The following is a 19,193-nucleotide window of genomic DNA, read 5'->3' on the forward strand; positions in this document are numbered from 1 at the left end:
TTTTTCACCTCTTCTGCTCCATCAGCCTTACCCGGGGATCGATTAAAACGTAAAACAGATCGCTAAGCAAATTCATCAGCATGAAAACCCAGCTAAAAAAAACCGTGGTCCCCATGATTAAGGTATAATCTCTGTTTAAAACTCCGGTAACAAAGTATCTCCCTAAACCGGGAATATTAAAATATGTTCGATGACAAAGCTTCCCGTCAGAGTCGTGGCAATCAGGGGAGCAAAATAAGTGTTTAAAGGGGTCAGTGCATTCCTTAAGGTATGATGGCAGAGAATCCTTCCTCTGCTTAATCCCTTGGCCTTTGCCGTCCTAATATAATCCATCTGTAAAACCTCAAGAAAACTGGATTTTACGAGCCGGGTAATGACCGCCATGGGAAAAAAGGATAATGAAAGGGCCGGTAAAACCAGATGATGCCACGTGCCCCACATCGCTGCAGGAAACCAGCCTAATCGATAAGCAAAAACATACATTAAAATACTGGCCATCACAAAACCAGGAACTGAAAAACCAAAGGTGGCAATGATCATGGCTGAATAGTCCGGGAATTTATTGGGATATAATGCTGAGATGATGCCCAGTATAAACCCCAGCAGTAAGGCAATCAAAATGGCAGCAGACCCTAACAGAGCGGATACGGGAAAGCCCTCTTTAATAATGTCATTCACCGTGCGGCTCTGATAGCGAAAAGAAGGGCCAAAATCAAAGCGCAGGGCATCCCCAAGATAATCCTGATACTGAACGAAAAGGGGATCGTCCAGGTGATATTTTTCATTAATGTTTTCTTCGATCCCTGGCGGTAATTTTTTGTTTTGATCAAAGGGTCCCCCTGGAATCCCCTGCATCATAAAAAAAGTGAGGGAAATGATAAAAAACATCGTTAAAACCATACTCAGGATACGCCGTAAAAGATAATGCGCCACACCACACCCCCCTTCACACCTTAAAACTGCATAGCTTATCCCCGGCTATCGGTTCAGCACTGGTATAATCCTGCCCTTTATCGGAAGCATTATCTTTCTACATAAGCCCAACGAAATTCCTGATAAGAGGCCATGGTTGGAACGATTACCCCTTTTACCCAAGGTTTAACAAGGTTTTGATTGGTGTAGAAATAAATAGGCATCACCACCATTTCGTCCATTAAAAGGGCCTCTGCATCATGTAAAGCTGCTCTCCGGGCAGTCCCATCCAGTTCAGTCTTTGCCTTGCGGATTATCTGATCATATGTTTTGTTGCTCCAACCCGTATAATACATGGGTAAATCGCTGGTCACCCATAAATCCAAATAAGTCATCGCATCATTATAATCCGGAGTCCAGCCGGCTCGTCCGATTTCATAATCTCCCAGGTTCATGGACTTGGCGTAAACACCGCCTTCCTGGTTGGTCAATTCCACCTGGATCCCCAGGTTATTTTTCCACATTTCCTGAATCGCTTCGGCAATTCTTTGATGTCCTTCAGAGGTATTATATAGAATTTTTAAAACAGGAAATCCCTGCCCCTGAGGATAGCCTGCTTCTGCCAGCAATTTTTTGGCTTCTACCACATTTTCCGTAAAATAGTCGCCGCCGTTTTCCCGGAAATCGCCCTTCTCCCCATCGACAACCCCATAAGGCACCAGAGCATAAGCCGGCTTCTCAAAGGCTAAGGTCACATGATCAATGATACTCTGCCGATCAATAGCCATAGACAATGCTTTGCGTATCCTGACATCCCCTAACGGTTTTACATCTGTATTAAAAGTATAGAAATAAACGCCTAAATCCGGATGAATGCCGGCTTTCTTTTCTTCCAAAAGCCGGCTTATTTCCTGAAAAGGGGGAACCTCCCCAATATCAATTTGATCTGTTTCAAAGAGCGTTAATTGGGTGGTATCAGACTCTACCGTGGTCATAATCAAGGTTTCCAGCTTTACATCTTTTGCTGCCCAGTAGTTTTCGTTTTTTTCCAGCACTAATCTTTGATTATGTGACCATTCCACCAGCTTAAAAGGACCATTGCTGACGTAAGTCTCGGGACTTGTATGCCAATCAGGATCAGCCTCGACCACTTTTTGATTGACCGGATAAAGATTGGAAAGCGCGGTCATACTCAAAAAATAAGGGGTGGGGGCAATCAATTTAACTTCCAATGTCTTTTCATCCAGGGCTTTTACACCTACCGCCTCAGCTGTCCCCTTCCTTGTGTTATATGCTTCTCCCTGTACCAGGTAATAAAGCTGATAGGCATAATAATTAGCCAACTCTGGATCCAACAGCCTTTTCCAGGCATATTCAAAATCCTGGGCTGTCACAGGATCTCCATTACTCCACAAAGCATCTCTTAAATAAAAGGTGTAGGTAAGCCCATCTTTACTGATATCCCATCTTTCAGCCATCCCGGGAGTAGGCTGCTCTTTTTCATCTAAACGTACTAAACCTTCGAATAAAGCCATTTGCACCGTACCGTCCACTAGACTGGTAGAAGCCGCCGGATCCAAGGTTTCAGGTTCTCCCCCTACATTATAGGTGATCTTCTGCTCCACTTCCTGAGAATCCCCTGTCTCTTTCTGTTCATTCTTACTCCCGCAGCCCGCGATCAGGAAAAGTGCAGCAAGCACAGCAATCCCTAAGATAACCCCCCAATTCTTTTTCAAAATTTTTTCCCCTCTCCATCCAGAACATTTCCCAGTTCATTTTGTCTTTTATGCATTATCTTTTATGCTTCTGTAATATGTCTAATTTCGTCGAACAATAGTAAATTCCTGCAAAGAAATCATTTAAGGAGTTTCATAAAAAAAGGTGCATCGCACGCTTATAATACCAAAGCCGGCGATACACCCTTTATATATTTTCAATTCATTATTTCTCATTTGTTGATCGACAAAGTTTGTTAATGATCGGATAATATTCGTTCCATTAAATCCGCAACCTCGGTAGCTTCGGCAGCATAGCCGTCTGCTTTAACCTTATCCGCAAAATCTTTCGTGGTAGGACCGCCGCCCACAACAATCTTGATTCGATCCCTAAGCTTTTTTTGTTCCAGTTCTTGAATTGTTTCCGGTATTACACCCATGGTGGTAGTAAGCATCGCCGACATGGCTAAGACATCCGGGTGATACTCCACTACTGCCTGAACATAATCCTCCGGCTGCACATCGACACCCAAGTCAATGACATCCAGACCGGCCCCCCGCATCATCATCACCACCAGGTTTTTCCCGATATCATGTAAATCACCGGCCACCGTACCAATTACGACACGGCCTTTTAATGATTGCTGGGCTTCCGATAAAATTGGTTTCAAAACATGAAGTCCGGCATGCATCGCCCGGGAAACAATTAACACATCTGAAATATAGACTTGATTATTCTTAAATTTTTCACTGATAATCCGCATTCCGGGGAGAAGTCCTTTTTCCAGGACGGTCATCGGTTCAATTCCTTTACTTAGGGCATCCTTTGTCAAGTCTCTTACCACATTGGCTTTGCCCTCCAACAAGGCTTCCTGAATTAAGGCGTATTCATAACTCATCTCGTCTCCTCCCCATATCCCGGTTGGTTATAACGCTTTCTGCTTATATTGGCTGGGTGTGATCCCCTCGATTTTTTTGAATACTCTGGTAAAATAACCTGGGTCTTCAAAGCCATTTTCTTCCGCTACTTGCATCACATTATACTGAGGATTTTTAAGCATCACCCTAGCATTTTCCACTCTTACCTGGGCAAGATAATCCATTAAGGTACATCCTAGACTTTTTTTAAAGATGCGGCTTAAATAACAAGGACTAAGATATACTTCTTGGGCAATATCATCTATCGTTAATTTTTCACGGAAATTCTTTCTAATAAATTCTGCCGCTTTCTGAGTCGCTTGCAAACCCGTTTTATCTTTGGAAACATCTACCAAATCAATAAAGGTTTTCAGCATATTTTGGGCCAATAGACACATCTCATCAATTTTAAATTGATCAAGTACCTCTCGATAATAGCGGACATTCAATTTTGAAACTTGATTCATGTCCGCACCCCCATCCAGGGCTGAACGAGAAACAATCACCAACAGTTCAATAACTCTCATTTTTAGGGCATCCATATCACCACTGGTTTGTGTTAAAATTTCGGCAAGAAGTTTTTCCAAAAGCAAGCTGGCGTCCTTATATTCGCAATTGCGCACTTCATTTTTCAATTTATGCTCTTTCTCCATATAATAAATGCGTTGGGATCGGGATTCTATGGTGCGCATCGCCACCTCTGCTTGTTTCCGCGCCTGCATTTCATCTGCTAATTCTGCCTGCTGAGCAGCAATTTTCCTTCTTTGTTCCAAGAGAATTAAACCGCTTTTCATGATTTGATTGGCGACAATAAATAGTAAGTCGGCTGCCGCCTGGACTTTACCACTGGACAGTACATTCAATTGGGATGCTGCCAACTTAATTTGGACAAGATCCAGATCCAGCCCCTTCACCATTTCTTCTATTTCTTCCAGAAAATAATCTTCCGGTTCCCACATTAAAACCTGGCCGCAGATCATGGAACCTATATGTTCATCCAGAATGATAGGCGCAGCCCAAGCGATTAAGCCTCCATGGCAGCGAAATATATAAGGTTCTCCATATTTAGCCGCTTCTTTTCCCGCCTGAGCATAAGAACGTTGACATTTTGCCAATCCTTTTTGATCCGACCTGATCATTTGACAAAATTTACAATCCACGATTTCTTTTTCTGGGGATATGATGGTATTTCCTTCCGTATCCACAAAAACAGCCTTTAGACCGGTAGATCTTGAAAAGGAGGAAAGCATTTTTTGCAGAATATCATGATCTACTAATTGCTCCAGCCACTCCAAACTCCTTGACGATGTTCCTTTTTTCATCACGTAGGCCACCTCCTATTTGGGTTTCCATGCCTCCAAGTTGTCAAAGAAATGCGTCTGTATATCCGTCCTGCATACTTATTTTTTTTTGAAAATCTCTTTAAATATATTATGATTACGGCTATTATTCATTGATCCTATTATAACAGATTCTGAAGTTTATTTTAAAACATTTCTATTATTGATATTTATTCCATAAATAAGGTTAAGTACAGCCGTCCTTAAATAATGATATGACTAAGTGACGCTTAGTTATTTTCTGCTAAGCGCCACTTAATCTTATTAATGTTATTTAGCCTGAATCTTTTGGATATTTTGTTTCTTATAGATCATATTGCTTGGGGTCAAATTTATCGTTGGTATTGTTCTTAATCATTTCTGCTGTAAATTGAGCTTCATCATCGGGTACAGTGGCCAACTGCTGTTCCAGAATATCTAAATAGTTTACTTCACGCTCAGTCACGTCCAGTTCCTTCGCAGCAATGCCCCGTTTTAATTCTTCAATGGTAGCTTGGGCAGCGATCTTCGTTCTTTCAAAAGTGGTTTTTCCTTTGATAATTTTGGCACTTAGATCTAAGACGACTTTCGGATCAAGAATATAAGCATGAGGATCCAATTTTTTATCTGAAGCAACCATAACATCTTGATAAATCTTAGCTTGACCTAAAGCAGTAAAGGTATTAAACAAACGGCAATCGTAGATTAATTGTTCCATGTAAACAGTAGGAGCCATTCCACCCAGCATTCTTTGAAATTCTACGGATTCGTTGCTCCAGCAGTCACAGAGGGCTCCGACGATATTTCCTACAGAACTGGAATGAGCACAGGCACTGGTTCGCCCTTCCATAGAAATAGGTGTTCCTGTAATCGCTTTGAGATATACTCCTTCGTAACCGCAGTCTTTATCCGGACCGGTAGCACCACATTCCACAGCCACCATGGTTCTAACCGCACACATCACCCGATCAATTGCTGCAAATACTCGAGGAATAAAGTTCTTTTCCGCCAAAACCATGGAGGTATTACCGAAACCACAAGCGGTATCACCAGATGCCACGGAACCTGTTTCTTTGGCGATTTTTACGATATTGGTCCAAAGCACTTCCATATCTTTGGCACCTACTACTCCAAGGGCGAATAAGGCTTTGGGCAAATCACAATTCATCACTGCTTCATCATGAAGATGTTTGCCGCCCACGGATTCAATAGCCAGCATATCGGCACCGACTTCCGCAGAACCTTGGAAGGTTTTCATAACTTTATCCCAATGTTCTCCATGATACATATGCACTAAGTCATTGCCTTCCCGAATGTCGACGGGGGTGAGACGCAAAAGACTTTTAAGTCCTTGACCCTCATATTCCCGCAGCACATCTTTGACAACTTTAGCTACATCAATGCCCCATTGGGGATTAAAGGTACAGGGAGGAAGAAGTTCAATTTCTACAATAATTCCGGGAGCATGTAGTTTTATCGCCTTCTCACAAGCCCCGGTAATCATTTCCTTATATTGGGAAAGTACTTTTTTCATCGTAGACTCATTAATGCTTATCGGAGGCAAAGTAACATTCAATTCAGGATAAACAATCCCGTTTCCAATCACCATCCCGTTTTTAAAAGTAACCGGTTTTTTGGCATACCCATAAATAAATTCATCCAGATTGTTATAAGCGAGCTCATTAAAAGTAAGTTTTGCCATTTTGTTTCCTCCTAAAAATCTTATTTTTTCTTTTTTTTGCTTTGAGAACTTTATTGTATTTTAAATATTCTAACAAACTAATTAATTCCCTTGGGACAATCTTTTGATAAATCGTCAAATCTTGTCCTGTTTGTTTTTTTGTTCTTTTTTTAAATTTTTGTGATGAAAATTTAAAATTTTTCTCCTTGCTATTTTCTTATGTTTGTTTTTTTGCACAGAATAGTGATGTTTTTGTCAAGAAGATCCCTGGAAAATGGTGCAAAATAATCTTAAGATAAAAGTTAATAAAAAATTAGAAATAATATTGGCTTGATAGGAGGAAAATACGCATGGTTCGACTTGATATTGTTTCCGGATTTTTAGGTGCTGGGAAAACAGCCTTTATCAAAAAAATAATTGAAGCCTGCATAGAACGCCGCGAAAAAATCGTGCTGATTGAAAACGAATACGGGCAAATCAACGTGGACGGTGCCTTATTAAAGGATCAGGATATTGAAATTCACGAGTTGCTCCAAGGCTGTGTCTGCTGTACGCTAAAGGAAGAATTTGCTTTTACCCTACAAAAAATCCTGCAACAAAAGCCAGATCGGATTATATTCGAGCCCTCCGGGATCTTTATCTTTGATGAAATCTTTAATCTCTTTAAGGATCCGAAAATAGCTGAGCAATGTTACATTAATTCCGTAACTACCATTGTTGATGCTCCTAATTTTCATCAAAACAACAATAGCTTTACCCGTTTTTTTGATAACCAAATCCAGCACGCTTCCACTTTGGTATTAAGCAAAACCCAAAACATGGCACCGGCAGCAATAGAAGAAATTGTTCAGTTGCTCAAAGAAAAAAATAACCGCGCCCCCTGTATTGCCAAAGAATGGGGAGATATTTCCCATCAAGAAATGATGCTGATATTAGATGGTAACACCAAGTATGCTCTGAAAAATTATTTGGAGGAAATGTCGGAGGATCATCATGTACATGAGCCCCATGTTTTTCAGTCAGTAGGCATCAGAACAGGACGAATTTTTGAGCAGACTGAACTGGAAGAAATCTTGGGACAATTGTCTACTGCCCAATATGGAAAGATTTTGAGGGGCAAGGGGATTGTTAATGCCCGGGAAAATTGCTGGGAATTTAATATCGTCAACGGAGCATATCAGATTGACAAGATCTCCTCCACTACCTCAGGTATTGCCAGCTTCATCGGCCTTGATTTGAAAAAAGAAAAATTGCAGTCCCTCTTTGTTAAGGCTGACCCATTCCTTATGTTCCCATAACTCTAAAATTTGGAATCTGGTCTTATAACAAGCCAAATTGCAGAAAAAAACCGGGGGGTGAAATTAATCCCCGGTTTTTTATCAAATTCCAAGACTCCACTTTCATAAGTGGGGTTCTTATTTATACTTTCAGAAGGTATAACCTTTAAAAGGTTGAAAGCCCCGATGCAGAGCTTGCTGAACGAGTTCACTTAGAGGGGGTTGTATCTTCCCCACAGCGCGCATATATTTCCGGTTTCAGCACGCCCACAAAAGGCAGATTGCGGTATAACTCGCCATAGTCCAATCCATAACCCACCACAAATTCATCGGGAATGTCATATCCGTCATAATCTACTTTTAATGATGCTTTTCTGCGGGAAGGTTTATTTAACAAGGTACAAATCCTGATACTTCCCGGTTTTCGGGCTTTCAACATGTCCAGCAAATAACTTAAAGTCAATCCCGTATCGATGATATCTTCCACGATTAAAATATTTTTACCTTCAATATTGGATTCTAAATCCTTTAATATGCGAACTGCACCGGATGATTCTGTTGATCTGCCATAACTGGATACTTCCATAAAATCAATCTGGACAGGGATCTTAATTGCCCGGATTAAGTCTCCCATAAAAATAACAGAGCCTTTCAAAATGCCTACCACCAGCAGATTTTGGCCTTGATAATCCCTGGAAATAGTTTCTCCCAGCTCTTTTACCTTTTTCTGAATATCTTCTGTTGAAATCAATATTTTAAGCAAATCTCTTTCCAAAGTAAGGCCTCCCCGATTTTTAAATACAATCTGTTTACATGCAAATTAACTTCGCCTCAACCTTGATAAAATCCTGCTGCATAAGAAATTTTGTCGTCTTTAAGACATATTATCATCCTTATCCTAGTAAATATAAATTATATGTAAGAGTACGGCAAGGGAGGAAAAAAAATGTCCTCAGAAAATTTATCGTGGAAAAGGTATTTCAATTTAAAAAATCTGATCATCACCGCCATTATCATCAGCATTATTATCAGCGGCGCCTTCTATCTTCAGGAGTCAACAAATATCGTCCCTCAGGAACTGTTGAATACGGCTCTAACCAATACCCTGGAGGCAAAATCCTACCAATTTCATACTAAGTCCAGCATCATCATAGACGGCCAGGAAAAAACTTTCAGCGATATTGCCGGAGAAAGAGGAGATAGTAAAACCTTTCATGTCACCGGTTCCATGCTGGGAACAGACATTAATGTTTACCAAATCGGAGACACCACTTATCGTTTAGATTCCCTTACGAATAAATGGATTGTAACAGAGAATAATTCGCTGCTCAGGGAATCCTTATTAATGGCAGAGCTTAACCCCCTATCCAATTTTTATTTCAAGGAAATCGTTTCGGCAGAATATTTAGGAATGGAAAAAATAGATCGTCATAAAATGTATAAAATAACATGTCGGCCCAGGATTAACAACAAATGGCTGGATGGTTATTTTAAAGATCTGAACTATATCATTTGGATTGATAAAAAGGATAAAATGATCAAAAAGGCCACGATGACCGCCATCTCAAAAGAGAAGGAAAGCAGCAGTCTGACTATTGAAGTAATACTGGAAAATTTCAATAAAGAATTTAATATTAAACCTCCCTCCCTCAGTTCCTAACACTATATCCTTTGATTTAAAAAAAACCTGCCTTTATGCCAAGAGCCCTTTTATACTTTCTGAAAATTAAAAATAAGCAGCCAGTGGCTGCTTATTCTATTTTTGGCTTTGTTTATTACATCATGCCGGGCATTCCGCCGCCAGGCATTCCGCCGCCCATGGGAGCTGCTTCTTCTTTGGGAATATCAGCCACAACCGTCTCTGTGGTCAACATCATGGCAGCGATAGAAGCTGCATTCTGAAGAGCTGAACGGGTAACTTTAGCCGGGTCAACGATACCGGCAGCAATCATATTTTCATAAACACCGGTAGCAGCGTTGAAACCGATACCTTTTTCAGCTGATTTCACATTTTCAACAACTACAGCGCCTTCTGCTCCAGCGTTATAAGCGATTTGTTTTACCGGTTCTTCCAAAGCTTTTTTCACAATGCCGACACCGGTCAATTCATCGCCTTCACCTTGAAGCGCTTCAATAGCAGGAAGGACGTTAATCAAGGCTGTACCACCGCCGGAAACGATACCTTCTTCAACAGCTGCTCTGGTTGCAGAAAGAGCATCTTCAATTCGTAATTTCTTTTCTTTTAATTCAGTTTCGGTAGCAGCACCTACTTTAATAACTGCTACGCCGCCAGCTAATTTTGCCAAACGTTCCTGAAGCTTTTCTTTATCAAATTCTGAAGTGGTTTCTTCATATTGTCGTCGGATTTGGTTAACACGGGCTTCGATATCAGCAGAATTTCCTGATCCGTCAATAACTGTGGTATGTTCTTTGCCAACCTTCACCTGACGGGCACGGCCCAGCATGCCAAGTTCGGTATTTTCCAACTTCATACCTACTTCTTCAGAAACTCTTTGGCCGCCGGTTAAGGTAGCAATATCATCTAACATCGCTTTGCGGCGATCACCAAATCCAGGTGCTTTAACTGCCACACAGGTAAAGGTACCGCGGAGCTTATTAACAACTAAGGTAGCCAACGCTTCCCCCTCTACATCTTCAGCGATAATCAGGAGAGCTTTTCCGGCTTGAACAACCTTTTCTAATACAGGCAGGATGTCTGCAATGGCAGCAATTTTCTTGTCGGTGATCAAAATGTAAGGATCATTTAATACTGCTTCCATTTTGTCCGTATCTGTAATCATGTAAGGAGAAATGTAACCCCGGTCAAACTGCATCCCTTCAACTACTTCTTGGGTGGTTTCGAAACTTTGGCTTTCCTCTACGGTAATAACACCGTCATTGCCCACCTTATCCATAGCGTCAGCAATCAAGTCACCAATTTCAGGATCATTAGCGGAAACAGTGGCAACCTGAGCAATGGCTTCCTTACTTTCCACTTTTTGCGAGCTATTCTTTAATTCAGCTACAGCTGCAGCTACAGCTTTTTCAATACCCTTTTTCAAATACATGGGGTTGGCACCGGCAGCAACGTTTTTCATTCCTTCTCGAATAATAGCCTGGGCCAGAATGCACGCGGTAGTGGTTCCGTCACCAGCGATATCATTGGTTTTAGTAGCTACTTCTTTCACCAATTGAGCACCCATATTCTCAATGGGATCTTCCAATTCAATTTCCCGAGCAATGGTAACCCCGTCATTGGTAATTAAAGGGGATCCGAATTTTTTTTCTAATACAACGTTACGACCTTTAGGTCCCAATGTAATTTTAACGGCGTTTGCTAAAGAATTAACCCCTCTTTCCAAAGCATGACGCGCTTCTTCACGAAAAATAATTTGTTTGGCCATTTTTATATCCTCCTCCTAAGCTTTATTTTTCAACTACTGCTAAAATATCTCTATCGCCATTTAAAATCAAATATTCTTCTCCATCCATTTTCACTTCGGAACCGGAATATTTTGAATAAATGACCCGATCTCCAACCTTAACTTCCAAGGCAGCCCGTTCGCCATTTTCTAAGACTCTTCCTGGGCCAACTGCTACAACTTCGCCCTCCTGAGGTTTTTCTTTGGCAGTATCAGGCAATACGATGCCGCTTTTGGTGGTTTCTTCCAATGCGAGTACTTTGATTACGACACGATCTCCTAAGGGTTTAATATTCATTACTTTGCCTCCTTCATTTAATAGAAAAATTTGTTTTTATTACTTATATTGTTAGCACTCACTATGATCGAGTGCTAATACCCTTTAAATATAATAATCAAGGGAAGTACTAATCCGCAACCTTTTAATTCCTCTGTTTTTAAGCATTTTTGTTCAATTTATGGATAATTTAACTCGAATGCTTAATATTTCTCGCTAATTTAATTAATATTGAACAGAGCTTTTCAGTGGGGAAATTACTTCCTTGAGAAATTATTTCCATTAATCTGATTTTTATGCACGCAAAAAAAAATTCCTCCAAAGAGGAATAAGAGGCGGGAGACTTACGCCAAGTTAGTCAGGTTGAAAATATGCCGATTCCGGTAAAATAATTGTACAGGTAGTCCCTTTTCCCAAAGCACTTTCCACTTGGATATGCCCCCCATGATCCTCTATAATTGAATAACATATGGGGAGACCCAACCCGGTCCCCCCCTCCTTGGTCGTAAAAAAAGGCTGATTGATACATGCCAAAGTCTCTGGATCCATCCCCGTGCCATTATCTGAGATGGTAACTCTGCCTTCCGCGGTTTCAGCATCATATTTAGTGTCAATTTCGATCAATCCCTGAGCAGAAATTGCCCCGAATGCGTTGGAAAGAAGATTGATCAGCACCTGTTTTATCCGGCTTTCATCCACCAGCATCAAAGGCATTTTCTCATCGAAGCGGGCTTCAATGGCCACATTTTGCATCAGTGCCTCACTGCTCATCAGCAAGATCACCTCTTCCACTAAAGCGTTCATATCTTTTCTCAGAAATTTCGCCACAGAGGGTTTTGCCAATTGAAGAAATTCCTGAATTATCCCATTGGCGCGATCAATTTCACTAATAATAATTTCTCCATAGGCCTTAACATTTTCATTATCTTGATTCTCTTCTCCCAGAAGCTGCACGAAACCCTTGACCGATTGAAGGGGATTCCTGATTTCATGGCAAATCCCGGCAGCCATTTGTCCCACCGCAGTAAGACACTCATTTCGCTCGATTTGTTCTTCAAAAACCTTACCTGTCCTATCATCTGTAAGCATGACAAAAGTCCCCTGGAAACCCTCTTTTTGGTTCAATGTATAGGTTGTAAGACGCACCATCTCCCTTGTTCCATTGATTCGAACACCGACAGGCACCTGTTCATAAGCAATTCTATGATATAAGGTGTCTTTAATAAAGTCAGAAAGTTCTAAAGAGCCATCCAGGATAACCCTTTTCCCCATACACTCCTGGAGTTTCTTGCTCACCACGTCTTGCCGATTTAAGTTTATGAATTCCGCCCCATAATCATTGATATAGACAATGGTTTCCTCCTTACTCACGATAAAGATTACGAAAGGCATGCGGTCAAGGATTTCACCGATCCAGAAATGAGCATCTTTCTCTTCATTTGCTTCATGATGGTAATAATGATGGAAAAAACTTCGATAAAGTGCAAGGACCAGAATACCCCAGATCAGAGAAAGGAAGATCATCAGAACCTGCAACTCCGGATCCCCAAAAAAGAAGGGTAAAACCACCAAGGGCAAAACACTCATTAAATATATTCCCCACCAGAAAAAATAACTGGGTGAGAGCATCGTAACCACTCCCCAAAACGTTTTCTTAAGCGCAATATTTAATAAATTCGTGCCCGGTAGATTTTTCCCTTTAGTATAATTCCAGCATCATTCGTCAAAAACACTTCGAAAAGGCTTTTTTTGTCATTTATGGCCGAGAATATACCTTGTCTTCCGTCACTACCAGATCCATGGGAATATCATACGGATCCGGATCTAAGGAGGGGACGATCTGCATAGCGAAGGCCACAGCGATTTTCGGGGTTTGCTCCTTTAAGCGGGGTAAAAAGCGGTCATAATAGCCCCCGCCGTAACCCAGTCGGTTGCAAGCTTCGTCAAAGGCTACCCCGGGGACAATGACGCAATCAAGTTCCTCCGGTGCTACGGGCCGCATTTTATCTGCTTTTGGTTCCAAGATACCCCATGTGCCCGGCGCCAAATCCTCTTCCAGGTCCCTCAGTTCAGAAGGAACGATGACGATATTTTTTGGCTCACAGACGGGTATCACTACCCTTTTATTTTCCTGCCACAGGTGCTCGATTAAAGGCATGACATCCACCTCATTACGAAACGGAAGATAAAGCATCACTGTACTTGCTTTTTGAAAGCTCGGAAATTGTAAAATTTTTTCGCAAATAATTTTGCTTTTTTCTCTTACTTGATTCCGATCCAGAGATCCCCTTATTTTTAAAAGTTCTTTGCGCTGCTTCTTTTTCATAGAACCCTCCCATTAATATTCATTTATTATTCTGCATATTTATTCATGGATGTTAACTCCACGATATCCGAAATCAGGTATTTTTTCTTAGTAAATCCATAAATTTTTCTTTGTGAAGCATTTCTTTTTCGTTTGTCAAGATCAAATAGGTTTGTTCTTCATTTTTGTCTGTCCACCGGTCTATCCACAGCTGATAAGCTCTTTAGCTGGCGTTTTATATAGTTATCCCCAGAAACCCTATTTTATTCCCCAGATAAGCTATTTTTTCTTCCACACCTTTTCATCCCCATCGCTCTAAGTTATTAACAAACTTATCCACATTATCCACAGTTTCTTCGTCCACAAGTGGGTAATTAGCTATGGTTTAAATACTTAATGTTTTTCTGTAAAATACCCTGGGTTTTATTATTCATGAGGTGAATAATGATAAATTGGGTACCGCATTTAAGGTCAAATCGGAAAATTCCCCTCTGAGATACTTATAGTAAGCAGCACAGCCAATCATCGCCGCATTATCCGTGCACAAAACAGGAGACGGCCATAACACATTGATGTTTTCTTGCCCCGCTTTTTCTTGCAGCATTTCTCTTAATCTGAGATTGGCCGCGACTCCACCGGCTAAAAGAATCGTTGGCACCTTTTTCTTTTTTGCCGCAACCACGGCCTTGGTTGCCAATACATCCCCAATGGCCTCCTGCAAACCAGCCGCAATATCAGGGATATCATAGGCTTCGTCCTTCATTTTGCATTGATTCAAATAATTTAACACCGAAGACTTCAAGCCGCTGAAGCTAAAATCAAGACTGTCTTTTTCTAACCAAGCTCTGGGAAATACCAGCTTCTCTCTGTTACCTTGAAGGGCAGCCTGCTGAATCTGCGGTCCCCCCGGATAACCCAGGCCTAAATGCCGGGCAACCTTGTCAAAGGCTTCCCCCGCTGCATCATCCCTGGTTTGCCCTAATAATTCGTATGCACCCCTTTTAGGGAGATAAACCAAACTGGTATGTCCCCCCGATACAACCAAAGCCACCAAGGGGAAAGCTAAATCAGGATATTCCAAAAAACCGGCATGAATATGCCCCTCCAAATGATGCACTCCGATGAGTGGTTTTTCTATGGCATAGGCCGCCGCTTTGGCATAAGAAAGGCCGACCAATAAGGCACCAACTAAGCCAGGCCCGTAGGCAACCCCAATCCCGTCAATATCCTTAAAATCCGCTTCTGCCTCACTTAATGCTTCTTGAACCACAAAAGGCAGAGCTTCTAAGTGTTTTCTGGAAGCAATTTCCGGAACTACACCGCCATATTTTTTATGGATCTCGATTTGTGATGAAATAATATTAGATCTGATGACTCTTCCGTCTTGAATAACAGCAACAGAGGATTCATCACAACTGGTTTCAATGGCTAAGATATTTACCGCCATATTAATCTCCTTTACTTTTATTAAAAAATAGCTTCCCTAAATTCTGAAAAAATAAAGCCCATATGGGCTTTATTTTTATTATGATACGAAAGCTAAAGTTAAGGCAATGACTCCGATCAAGCAAACTGCAAATACACCATATCCAATAAAAGTATATTTATGGACATCTTCCGGTGTTTGAGGGATGGGATATTTTCTCATCAACTCCATTGGTTCTTCATGTCCTGCCATGTAATTACCTCCTTTCTTTCCTCAATTCATGTTCTAATCTTCCGTAAACTTTTCCACCAATGTCTTCCACATAATAATGGCATCTTCTTTGGTATCAGTATAATAACCACGACGCAGCCCTGCAGCTTCAAAGCCCATCCTTTGGTAAAGCTTTTGGGCTGACAAATTAGATGGCCGTACCTCTAAGGTCATACGCAGCGCTCCCCGCATGATACCCTGGACAATTAAATGGAGGAGCAGATTTTCTCCGATTTTCCGTCCCCGATAATCCGGATGAACTGCTATATTGGTAACATGGGCTTCGTCAATGATGATCCACATTCCTCCATAGGTAATAACTTGGCCATCCAGCTTTCCGACGCAATAATAGGATAGTGAATTATCATATATTTCACTAATAAATGCCTGTTTGCTCCATGGTGTGGGAAAAGAACATTGTTCAATTTTTATAACCTGCTCCAAATCTTCTTCTTGTAAAGGCACAAAATCAATATCCATCATCATAAACAGACCTCACCATGGGTCTTTACCCACTTCACTTCCGCTTCAGATGGTCTTAAATAAAAAGGTTTAATCTCAAAAATACTGGTTTCCTGCCCCCGCTGAAACTTGCTTAATCCTAAAAGTGCCACCTGGGCACCATGCAACAAATTGTGGCTTGCCGGGGCAAAAACTGCTTTTTCTTTCATACGATCTAAAATAAACTCCTGATAAACAGGCACCCCGTCACCTAAAAAGGTGACCTTTTCCTTTAAAACCAAAAGCTCTGTCACTAGTTTCTCCGGTGTCACAGCCTGATAAGGAGATAAACGGGTCATGCGCCCGGCCTCATACCGGTACATTGCGGTATAGACTTCATTTTTTCGTGCATCAAGAATGGGGCAGATCAGATTCGGCACCCCGGGCAGATTCTCCGCTAAAGCATCCAGAGTAACAACACCCGCCACCGGCAGATCCAAAACCTGAGCCAAACCTTGTACCGTTGCCAATCCAATGCGCAGCCCGGTAAAAGAGCCGGGACCTATGGTCACAGCAATTCCCTGAATGTCTGCCCATGGTATATTGGCATTTTTTAAAAGACTGTCCAATAAAGGAAGTAAACTCTGGGAATGTGTTTTTCCATTATTTAACCAATTTTCTGCCAAAACACCTGTCTCATCTGCAATTGCCACGCCGGCTGCCTTGGTAGCTGCATCAATCCCTAATATTTTCATCGTTTTCTAACGCTCCGATCACATTTGCCCATTTCCTACCTACATCCATAAAATACAAAATACGAAATTCATCACCGGATGGTTCCCATCCCTTTTGAATATCGATTTTCAGGTAAGAGTCAGGTAAAATTGAGGCCACCCGCTCCGGCCATTCGATCAAAGTAATCCCGGAAGAATGAAAATATTCTTCCATACCCAGTTCCTCCAGATCCTCATCCTCTTCCAACCGATACGCATCCATATGATATAAGGGATAGGTTCCTTGATATTCATTAATGATGGTAAAAGTGGGGCTGGTAATCTGCTCCTGCACTTTTAAGCCCTGGGCTACGCCCTTAGCAAAACTGGTTTTGCCCGCACCTAACTCTCCCGTGAGTGCAACAACAATCCCAGGGGTCAGATAAGCTGCCAGACGTTCACCCCACCTAAAAGTCTCTTCGGGACTTTTTGTTCTGATCGTTAGCAAGATTTCTCCCTCTCCTCTAAGAAGCAAAAAAATATATTTCCATTATAACCAAAATATAAAGCTTTAGCCAACCATATCCTTAAGCCGGTTCCCCCTGGTCATGATAAACAACACTGCCGTCTATGATCACCGTTTCCACAATGGACTCCATAGCTAGAATACTGCCGCTAACAATAAGGATATCCGCATCTTTACCCACGGAAAGGCTGCCCACCCGGTGGTCAACCCCAAGAATTTCTGCCGCATTGATGGTAATTGATTTCAGGGCCTCTTCCTCTGACATCCCAGCCCGGCAAACCAGCGCAGCACAAAGGGAAAGGTACTGAATGGGCACTACCGGATGATCTGTTGTTAACGCCACTTTCACACCGGCTTGGGCTAATAAACCGGGTGTTTTCCAGCTTTTATCCTTCATCTCCACTTTGGCCCGATTCACCAGATGGGGTCCGGAAACCACCGGAATGTTCCTCTCAGCCAATTCCTTTCCGATATTTTGACTGTCCGTTCCATGAATAATAATGACCGGCATATCAAATTCCTGGGAAATTCGCACCGCCGTCAAGATATCATCGGAACGATGAGCATGAGCATGAAGGGATATTTCTTTATTCATCACTTTCACGACCGGTTCCAAAAGAAGGTCCCGTTCTTTCGGTGTCGCAGCATAATTTTGTGCCTTGGAAAACATCTCCCGGAGCATTCCTGCTGTAGCCATACGGGTAGAAGGAGTTTTCTTTTGTTCTCCATAAACACGTTTGGGATTTTCCCCAAAAGCAATTTTCAATCCCGCCGGTTCTTTTAAAACCATTTGATCCACAATATGTCCATAGGTTTTCAGGATCGCCACCTGTCCTCCGATTACGTTGGCGCTGCCGGGAGCAACAGCAACGGTGGTAACGCCTCCGCTGATGGCATCGCCAAATGCCAGATCCAGAGGATTAACCCCGTCTATGGCGCGGAGATGAGGGGTCAGGGGATTGGTCATTTCGTTGGTATCATCTCCCTCATATTGATAAACCTCTTCTGCAATCCCCATATGGGTATGGGCATCAATTAATCCCGGCATCACTACCTTGCCCTGGGCATTAATGACATCTGCTCCCTTGGGAATCAATATATTATCACCAATGGCTACAATCTTGCCCTGGTCAATTAACAGAGTCCCTTTTTGGTAAGTGTTTCCTTCCATGGTCATGATTTTTCCATTTGCAACAGCCAGCATTAAAATCTAACCTCCTATCAGTTAAACAATAAAACTTTCGCCATAAAAAGCCAAAACCCTGCAATGATCACCAAGGAAAGTTTCATCGCCGGCAAGATTGAATAAACGCCTGAAACAAACGATAGCTTCCGATATCCTGCCGCCAAAGGCATTCCGGATGCCACTGCACACCTAAGGCAAAAGAATGTTCTTCCCCTTCAATTCCTTCAACCACGTGATCCGCGGCAACAGCAGAAACCTGCAATCCCGGAGCAGGAGTTTTCACTGCCTGATGGTGAAAGCTGTTTACCTGGATATGATCCCCCGACATAATCTGGCTTAGTCTTGTTCCGGGAACCAGATTAACGGAGTGGGTCAGACACTCCCTGGGGGCCTCCTGGTCATGCTTCAACGCGGGCACCATCTGGCTTTTAATATCCTGGAATATCGTACCACCCAGGGATAGATTCAATACCTGACAACCCCGGCATACTGCCAGGATCGGTTTTCCTGAGAAGAAGAATTCCCTGCTCCAAGACAATTCAAAAGCATCCCGTTCCGGTGTAATTTCCCCCATGCCCAGAATGGGTTCTTCACCAAACAGCAGGGGATTGACATCCACTCCTCCCGATAAAATCAGTCCGTCAATGCATTTCAGATATTTTTCCCTGATGCTCTGCCGGGCTGTGGGAGGTATCAGTAAAGCTGCTCCACCCACCGCTTCAATCGCCTTAATATAGAAGTTCCGGACATAAAAATTCAGCCCATCTTCTCCGCAGGTAATCCCAATCAAGGGTATTTTCAAGAT

Annotated in this window: 18 protein-coding genes and 1 pseudogene; 2 read left to right on the forward strand and 17 right to left on the reverse strand. The window is 42.1% G+C overall.

Annotation, left to right across the window (positions count from 1 at the left end):
- Nucleotides 1–4: 4 nt before the first annotated feature.
- The 5 genes and pseudogenes from CEQ75_RS01210 to CEQ75_RS01230 form a co-directional block, all read right to left on the reverse strand.
- Nucleotides 5–900 (reverse strand): annotated as a pseudogene (locus CEQ75_RS01210) (ABC transporter permease).
- Nucleotides 901–1,022: 122 nt separating this feature from the next.
- Nucleotides 1,023–2,648, reverse strand: a complete 1,626-nt coding sequence (locus CEQ75_RS01215; RefSeq protein ID WP_242965346.1) for a peptide ABC transporter substrate-binding protein — start codon at nucleotides 2,646–2,648, stop codon at nucleotides 1,023–1,025.
- A 236-nt stretch (nucleotides 2,649–2,884) separates the two neighbouring features.
- Nucleotides 2,885–3,526, reverse strand: a complete 642-nt coding sequence (locus tag CEQ75_RS01220; protein ID WP_089608721.1) for a cobalamin B12-binding domain-containing protein — start codon at nucleotides 3,524–3,526, stop codon at nucleotides 2,885–2,887.
- A 27-nt stretch (nucleotides 3,527–3,553) separates the two neighbouring features.
- The gene (locus CEQ75_RS01225) at nucleotides 3,554–4,867 is read right to left on the reverse strand and encodes a PocR ligand-binding domain-containing protein (protein ID WP_089608722.1); all 1,314 of its coding nucleotides are present in this window, start codon (nucleotides 4,865–4,867) and stop codon (nucleotides 3,554–3,556) included.
- 322 nt (nucleotides 4,868–5,189) lie between these two features.
- Nucleotides 5,190–6,566, reverse strand: a complete 1,377-nt coding sequence (locus tag CEQ75_RS01230; RefSeq protein ID WP_089608723.1) for a methyltransferase MtaB domain-containing protein — start codon at nucleotides 6,564–6,566, stop codon at nucleotides 5,190–5,192.
- Between the two features lie 329 nt (nucleotides 6,567–6,895).
- Between CEQ75_RS01230 and CEQ75_RS01235 the strand changes: the two genes are divergently transcribed.
- Entirely contained in the window at nucleotides 6,896–7,843 is a 948-nt protein-coding gene (locus CEQ75_RS01235) for a CobW family GTP-binding protein (protein ID WP_089608724.1), read from the forward strand.
- 187 nt (nucleotides 7,844–8,030) lie between these two features.
- On the opposite strand, the gene hpt is transcribed toward CEQ75_RS01235, so the two are convergent.
- Nucleotides 8,031–8,597 carry a hypoxanthine phosphoribosyltransferase gene (hpt, locus tag CEQ75_RS01245; protein ID WP_089608726.1) on the reverse strand — a complete coding sequence of 189 codons (567 nt, stop codon included), beginning with the start codon at nucleotides 8,595–8,597 and terminating at the stop codon, nucleotides 8,031–8,033.
- A 171-nt stretch (nucleotides 8,598–8,768) separates the two neighbouring features.
- Here hpt and CEQ75_RS01250 point away from each other — a divergent pair, with 171 nt between their 5' ends.
- A complete protein-coding gene (locus CEQ75_RS01250; protein ID WP_089608727.1) occupies nucleotides 8,769–9,482 on the forward strand; it encodes a hypothetical protein in 714 nt (237 codons plus the stop codon).
- 115 nt (nucleotides 9,483–9,597) lie between these two features.
- On the opposite strand, the gene groL is transcribed toward CEQ75_RS01250, so the two are convergent.
- From groL to CEQ75_RS01300, 11 genes are all read right to left on the reverse strand, one after another.
- Nucleotides 9,598–11,226, reverse strand: a complete 1,629-nt coding sequence (gene groL / locus CEQ75_RS01255; protein WP_089608728.1) for a chaperonin GroEL — start codon at nucleotides 11,224–11,226, stop codon at nucleotides 9,598–9,600.
- Between the two features lie 22 nt (nucleotides 11,227–11,248).
- Entirely contained in the window at nucleotides 11,249–11,542 is a 294-nt protein-coding gene (gene groES / locus CEQ75_RS01260) for a co-chaperone GroES (protein ID WP_089608729.1), read from the reverse strand.
- 333 nt (nucleotides 11,543–11,875) lie between these two features.
- Nucleotides 11,876–13,108 carry a two-component system sensor histidine kinase NtrB gene (locus tag CEQ75_RS01265; protein WP_198306600.1) on the reverse strand — a complete coding sequence of 411 codons (1,233 nt, stop codon included), beginning with the start codon at nucleotides 13,106–13,108 and terminating at the stop codon, nucleotides 11,876–11,878.
- 169 nt (nucleotides 13,109–13,277) lie between these two features.
- Nucleotides 13,278–13,847, reverse strand: a complete 570-nt coding sequence (locus CEQ75_RS01270) for a 5-formyltetrahydrofolate cyclo-ligase (protein ID WP_089608731.1) — start codon at nucleotides 13,845–13,847, stop codon at nucleotides 13,278–13,280.
- Between the two features lie 409 nt (nucleotides 13,848–14,256).
- Entirely contained in the window at nucleotides 14,257–15,279 is a 1,023-nt protein-coding gene (gene tsaD, locus CEQ75_RS01275; protein ID WP_198306685.1) for a tRNA (adenosine(37)-N6)-threonylcarbamoyltransferase complex transferase subunit TsaD, read from the reverse strand.
- Nucleotides 15,280–15,351: 72 nt separating this feature from the next.
- Complete coding sequence (locus CEQ75_RS18220) at nucleotides 15,352–15,504, reverse strand: hypothetical protein (protein WP_157677251.1); 153 nt, start codon at nucleotides 15,502–15,504, stop codon at nucleotides 15,352–15,354.
- A gap of 33 nt (nucleotides 15,505–15,537) precedes the next feature.
- Entirely contained in the window at nucleotides 15,538–16,008 is a 471-nt protein-coding gene (gene rimI, locus CEQ75_RS01280) for a ribosomal protein S18-alanine N-acetyltransferase (protein ID WP_338031985.1), read from the reverse strand.
- Nucleotides 16,005–16,718 carry a tRNA (adenosine(37)-N6)-threonylcarbamoyltransferase complex dimerization subunit type 1 TsaB gene (gene tsaB, locus CEQ75_RS01285; RefSeq protein WP_089608733.1) on the reverse strand — a complete coding sequence of 238 codons (714 nt, stop codon included), beginning with the start codon at nucleotides 16,716–16,718 and terminating at the stop codon, nucleotides 16,005–16,007. Before tsaB ends, rimI begins: the two co-directional genes overlap by 4 nt.
- On the reverse strand, nucleotides 16,699–17,184 hold the full coding sequence (gene tsaE, locus CEQ75_RS01290) for a tRNA (adenosine(37)-N6)-threonylcarbamoyltransferase complex ATPase subunit type 1 TsaE (RefSeq protein ID WP_198306601.1): 486 nt from the start codon (nucleotides 17,182–17,184) through the stop codon (nucleotides 16,699–16,701). Before tsaE ends, tsaB begins: the two co-directional genes overlap by 20 nt.
- Before the next feature lie 79 nt (nucleotides 17,185–17,263).
- Nucleotides 17,264–18,406 carry an amidohydrolase gene (locus CEQ75_RS01295; protein WP_089608735.1) on the reverse strand — a complete coding sequence of 381 codons (1,143 nt, stop codon included), beginning with the start codon at nucleotides 18,404–18,406 and terminating at the stop codon, nucleotides 17,264–17,266.
- Nucleotides 18,407–18,488: 82 nt separating this feature from the next.
- Nucleotides 18,489–19,190: a gamma-glutamyl-gamma-aminobutyrate hydrolase family protein gene (locus tag CEQ75_RS01300; protein ID WP_242965347.1), complete on the reverse strand. Its 702-nt coding sequence runs from the start codon at nucleotides 19,188–19,190 to the stop codon at nucleotides 18,489–18,491.
- Nucleotides 19,191–19,193 lie beyond the last annotated feature (3 nt).

Origin of the sequence: Dehalobacterium formicoaceticum, assembly GCF_002224645.1 — a bacterium.
GTDB classification, from domain to species: Bacteria; Bacillota; Dehalobacteriia; order Dehalobacteriales; family Dehalobacteriaceae; genus Dehalobacterium; species Dehalobacterium formicoaceticum.

Excerpts from the sequence above, each read along its gene's own strand:
- CEQ75_RS01220 (WP_089608721.1), bottom strand. The coding sequence starts at position 3,526 with ATGAGTTATGAATACGCCTTAATTCAGGAAGCCTTGTTGGAGGGCAAA.
- CEQ75_RS01225 (WP_089608722.1), bottom strand. The coding sequence starts at position 4,867 with ATGAAAAAAGGAACATCGTCAAGGAGTTTGGAGTGGCTGGAGCAATTA.
- CEQ75_RS01230 (WP_089608723.1), bottom strand. The coding sequence starts at position 6,566 with ATGGCAAAACTTACTTTTAATGAGCTCGCTTATAACAATCTGGATGAA.
- CEQ75_RS01235 (WP_089608724.1), top strand. The coding sequence starts at position 6,896 with ATGGTTCGACTTGATATTGTTTCCGGATTTTTAGGTGCTGGGAAAACA.
- CEQ75_RS01250 (WP_089608727.1), top strand. The coding sequence starts at position 8,769 with ATGTCCTCAGAAAATTTATCGTGGAAAAGGTATTTCAATTTAAAAAAT.
- groL (WP_089608728.1), bottom strand. The coding sequence starts at position 11,226 with ATGGCCAAACAAATTATTTTTCGTGAAGAAGCGCGTCATGCTTTGGAA.
- groES (WP_089608729.1), bottom strand. The coding sequence starts at position 11,542 with ATGAATATTAAACCCTTAGGAGATCGTGTCGTAATCAAAGTACTCGCA.
- CEQ75_RS01265 (WP_198306600.1), bottom strand. The coding sequence starts at position 13,108 with ATGAGTGTTTTGCCCTTGGTGGTTTTACCCTTCTTTTTTGGGGATCCG.
- CEQ75_RS01270 (WP_089608731.1), bottom strand. The coding sequence starts at position 13,847 with ATGAAAAAGAAGCAGCGCAAAGAACTTTTAAAAATAAGGGGATCTCTG.
- CEQ75_RS18220 (WP_157677251.1), bottom strand. The coding sequence starts at position 15,504 with ATGGCAGGACATGAAGAACCAATGGAGTTGATGAGAAAATATCCCATC.
- rimI (WP_338031985.1), bottom strand. The coding sequence starts at position 16,008 with ATGATGATGGATATTGATTTTGTGCCTTTACAAGAAGAAGATTTGGAG.
- tsaB (WP_089608733.1), bottom strand. The coding sequence starts at position 16,718 with ATGAAAATATTAGGGATTGATGCAGCTACCAAGGCAGCCGGCGTGGCA.
- CEQ75_RS01295 (WP_089608735.1), bottom strand. The coding sequence starts at position 18,406 with ATGCTGGCTGTTGCAAATGGAAAAATCATGACCATGGAAGGAAACACT.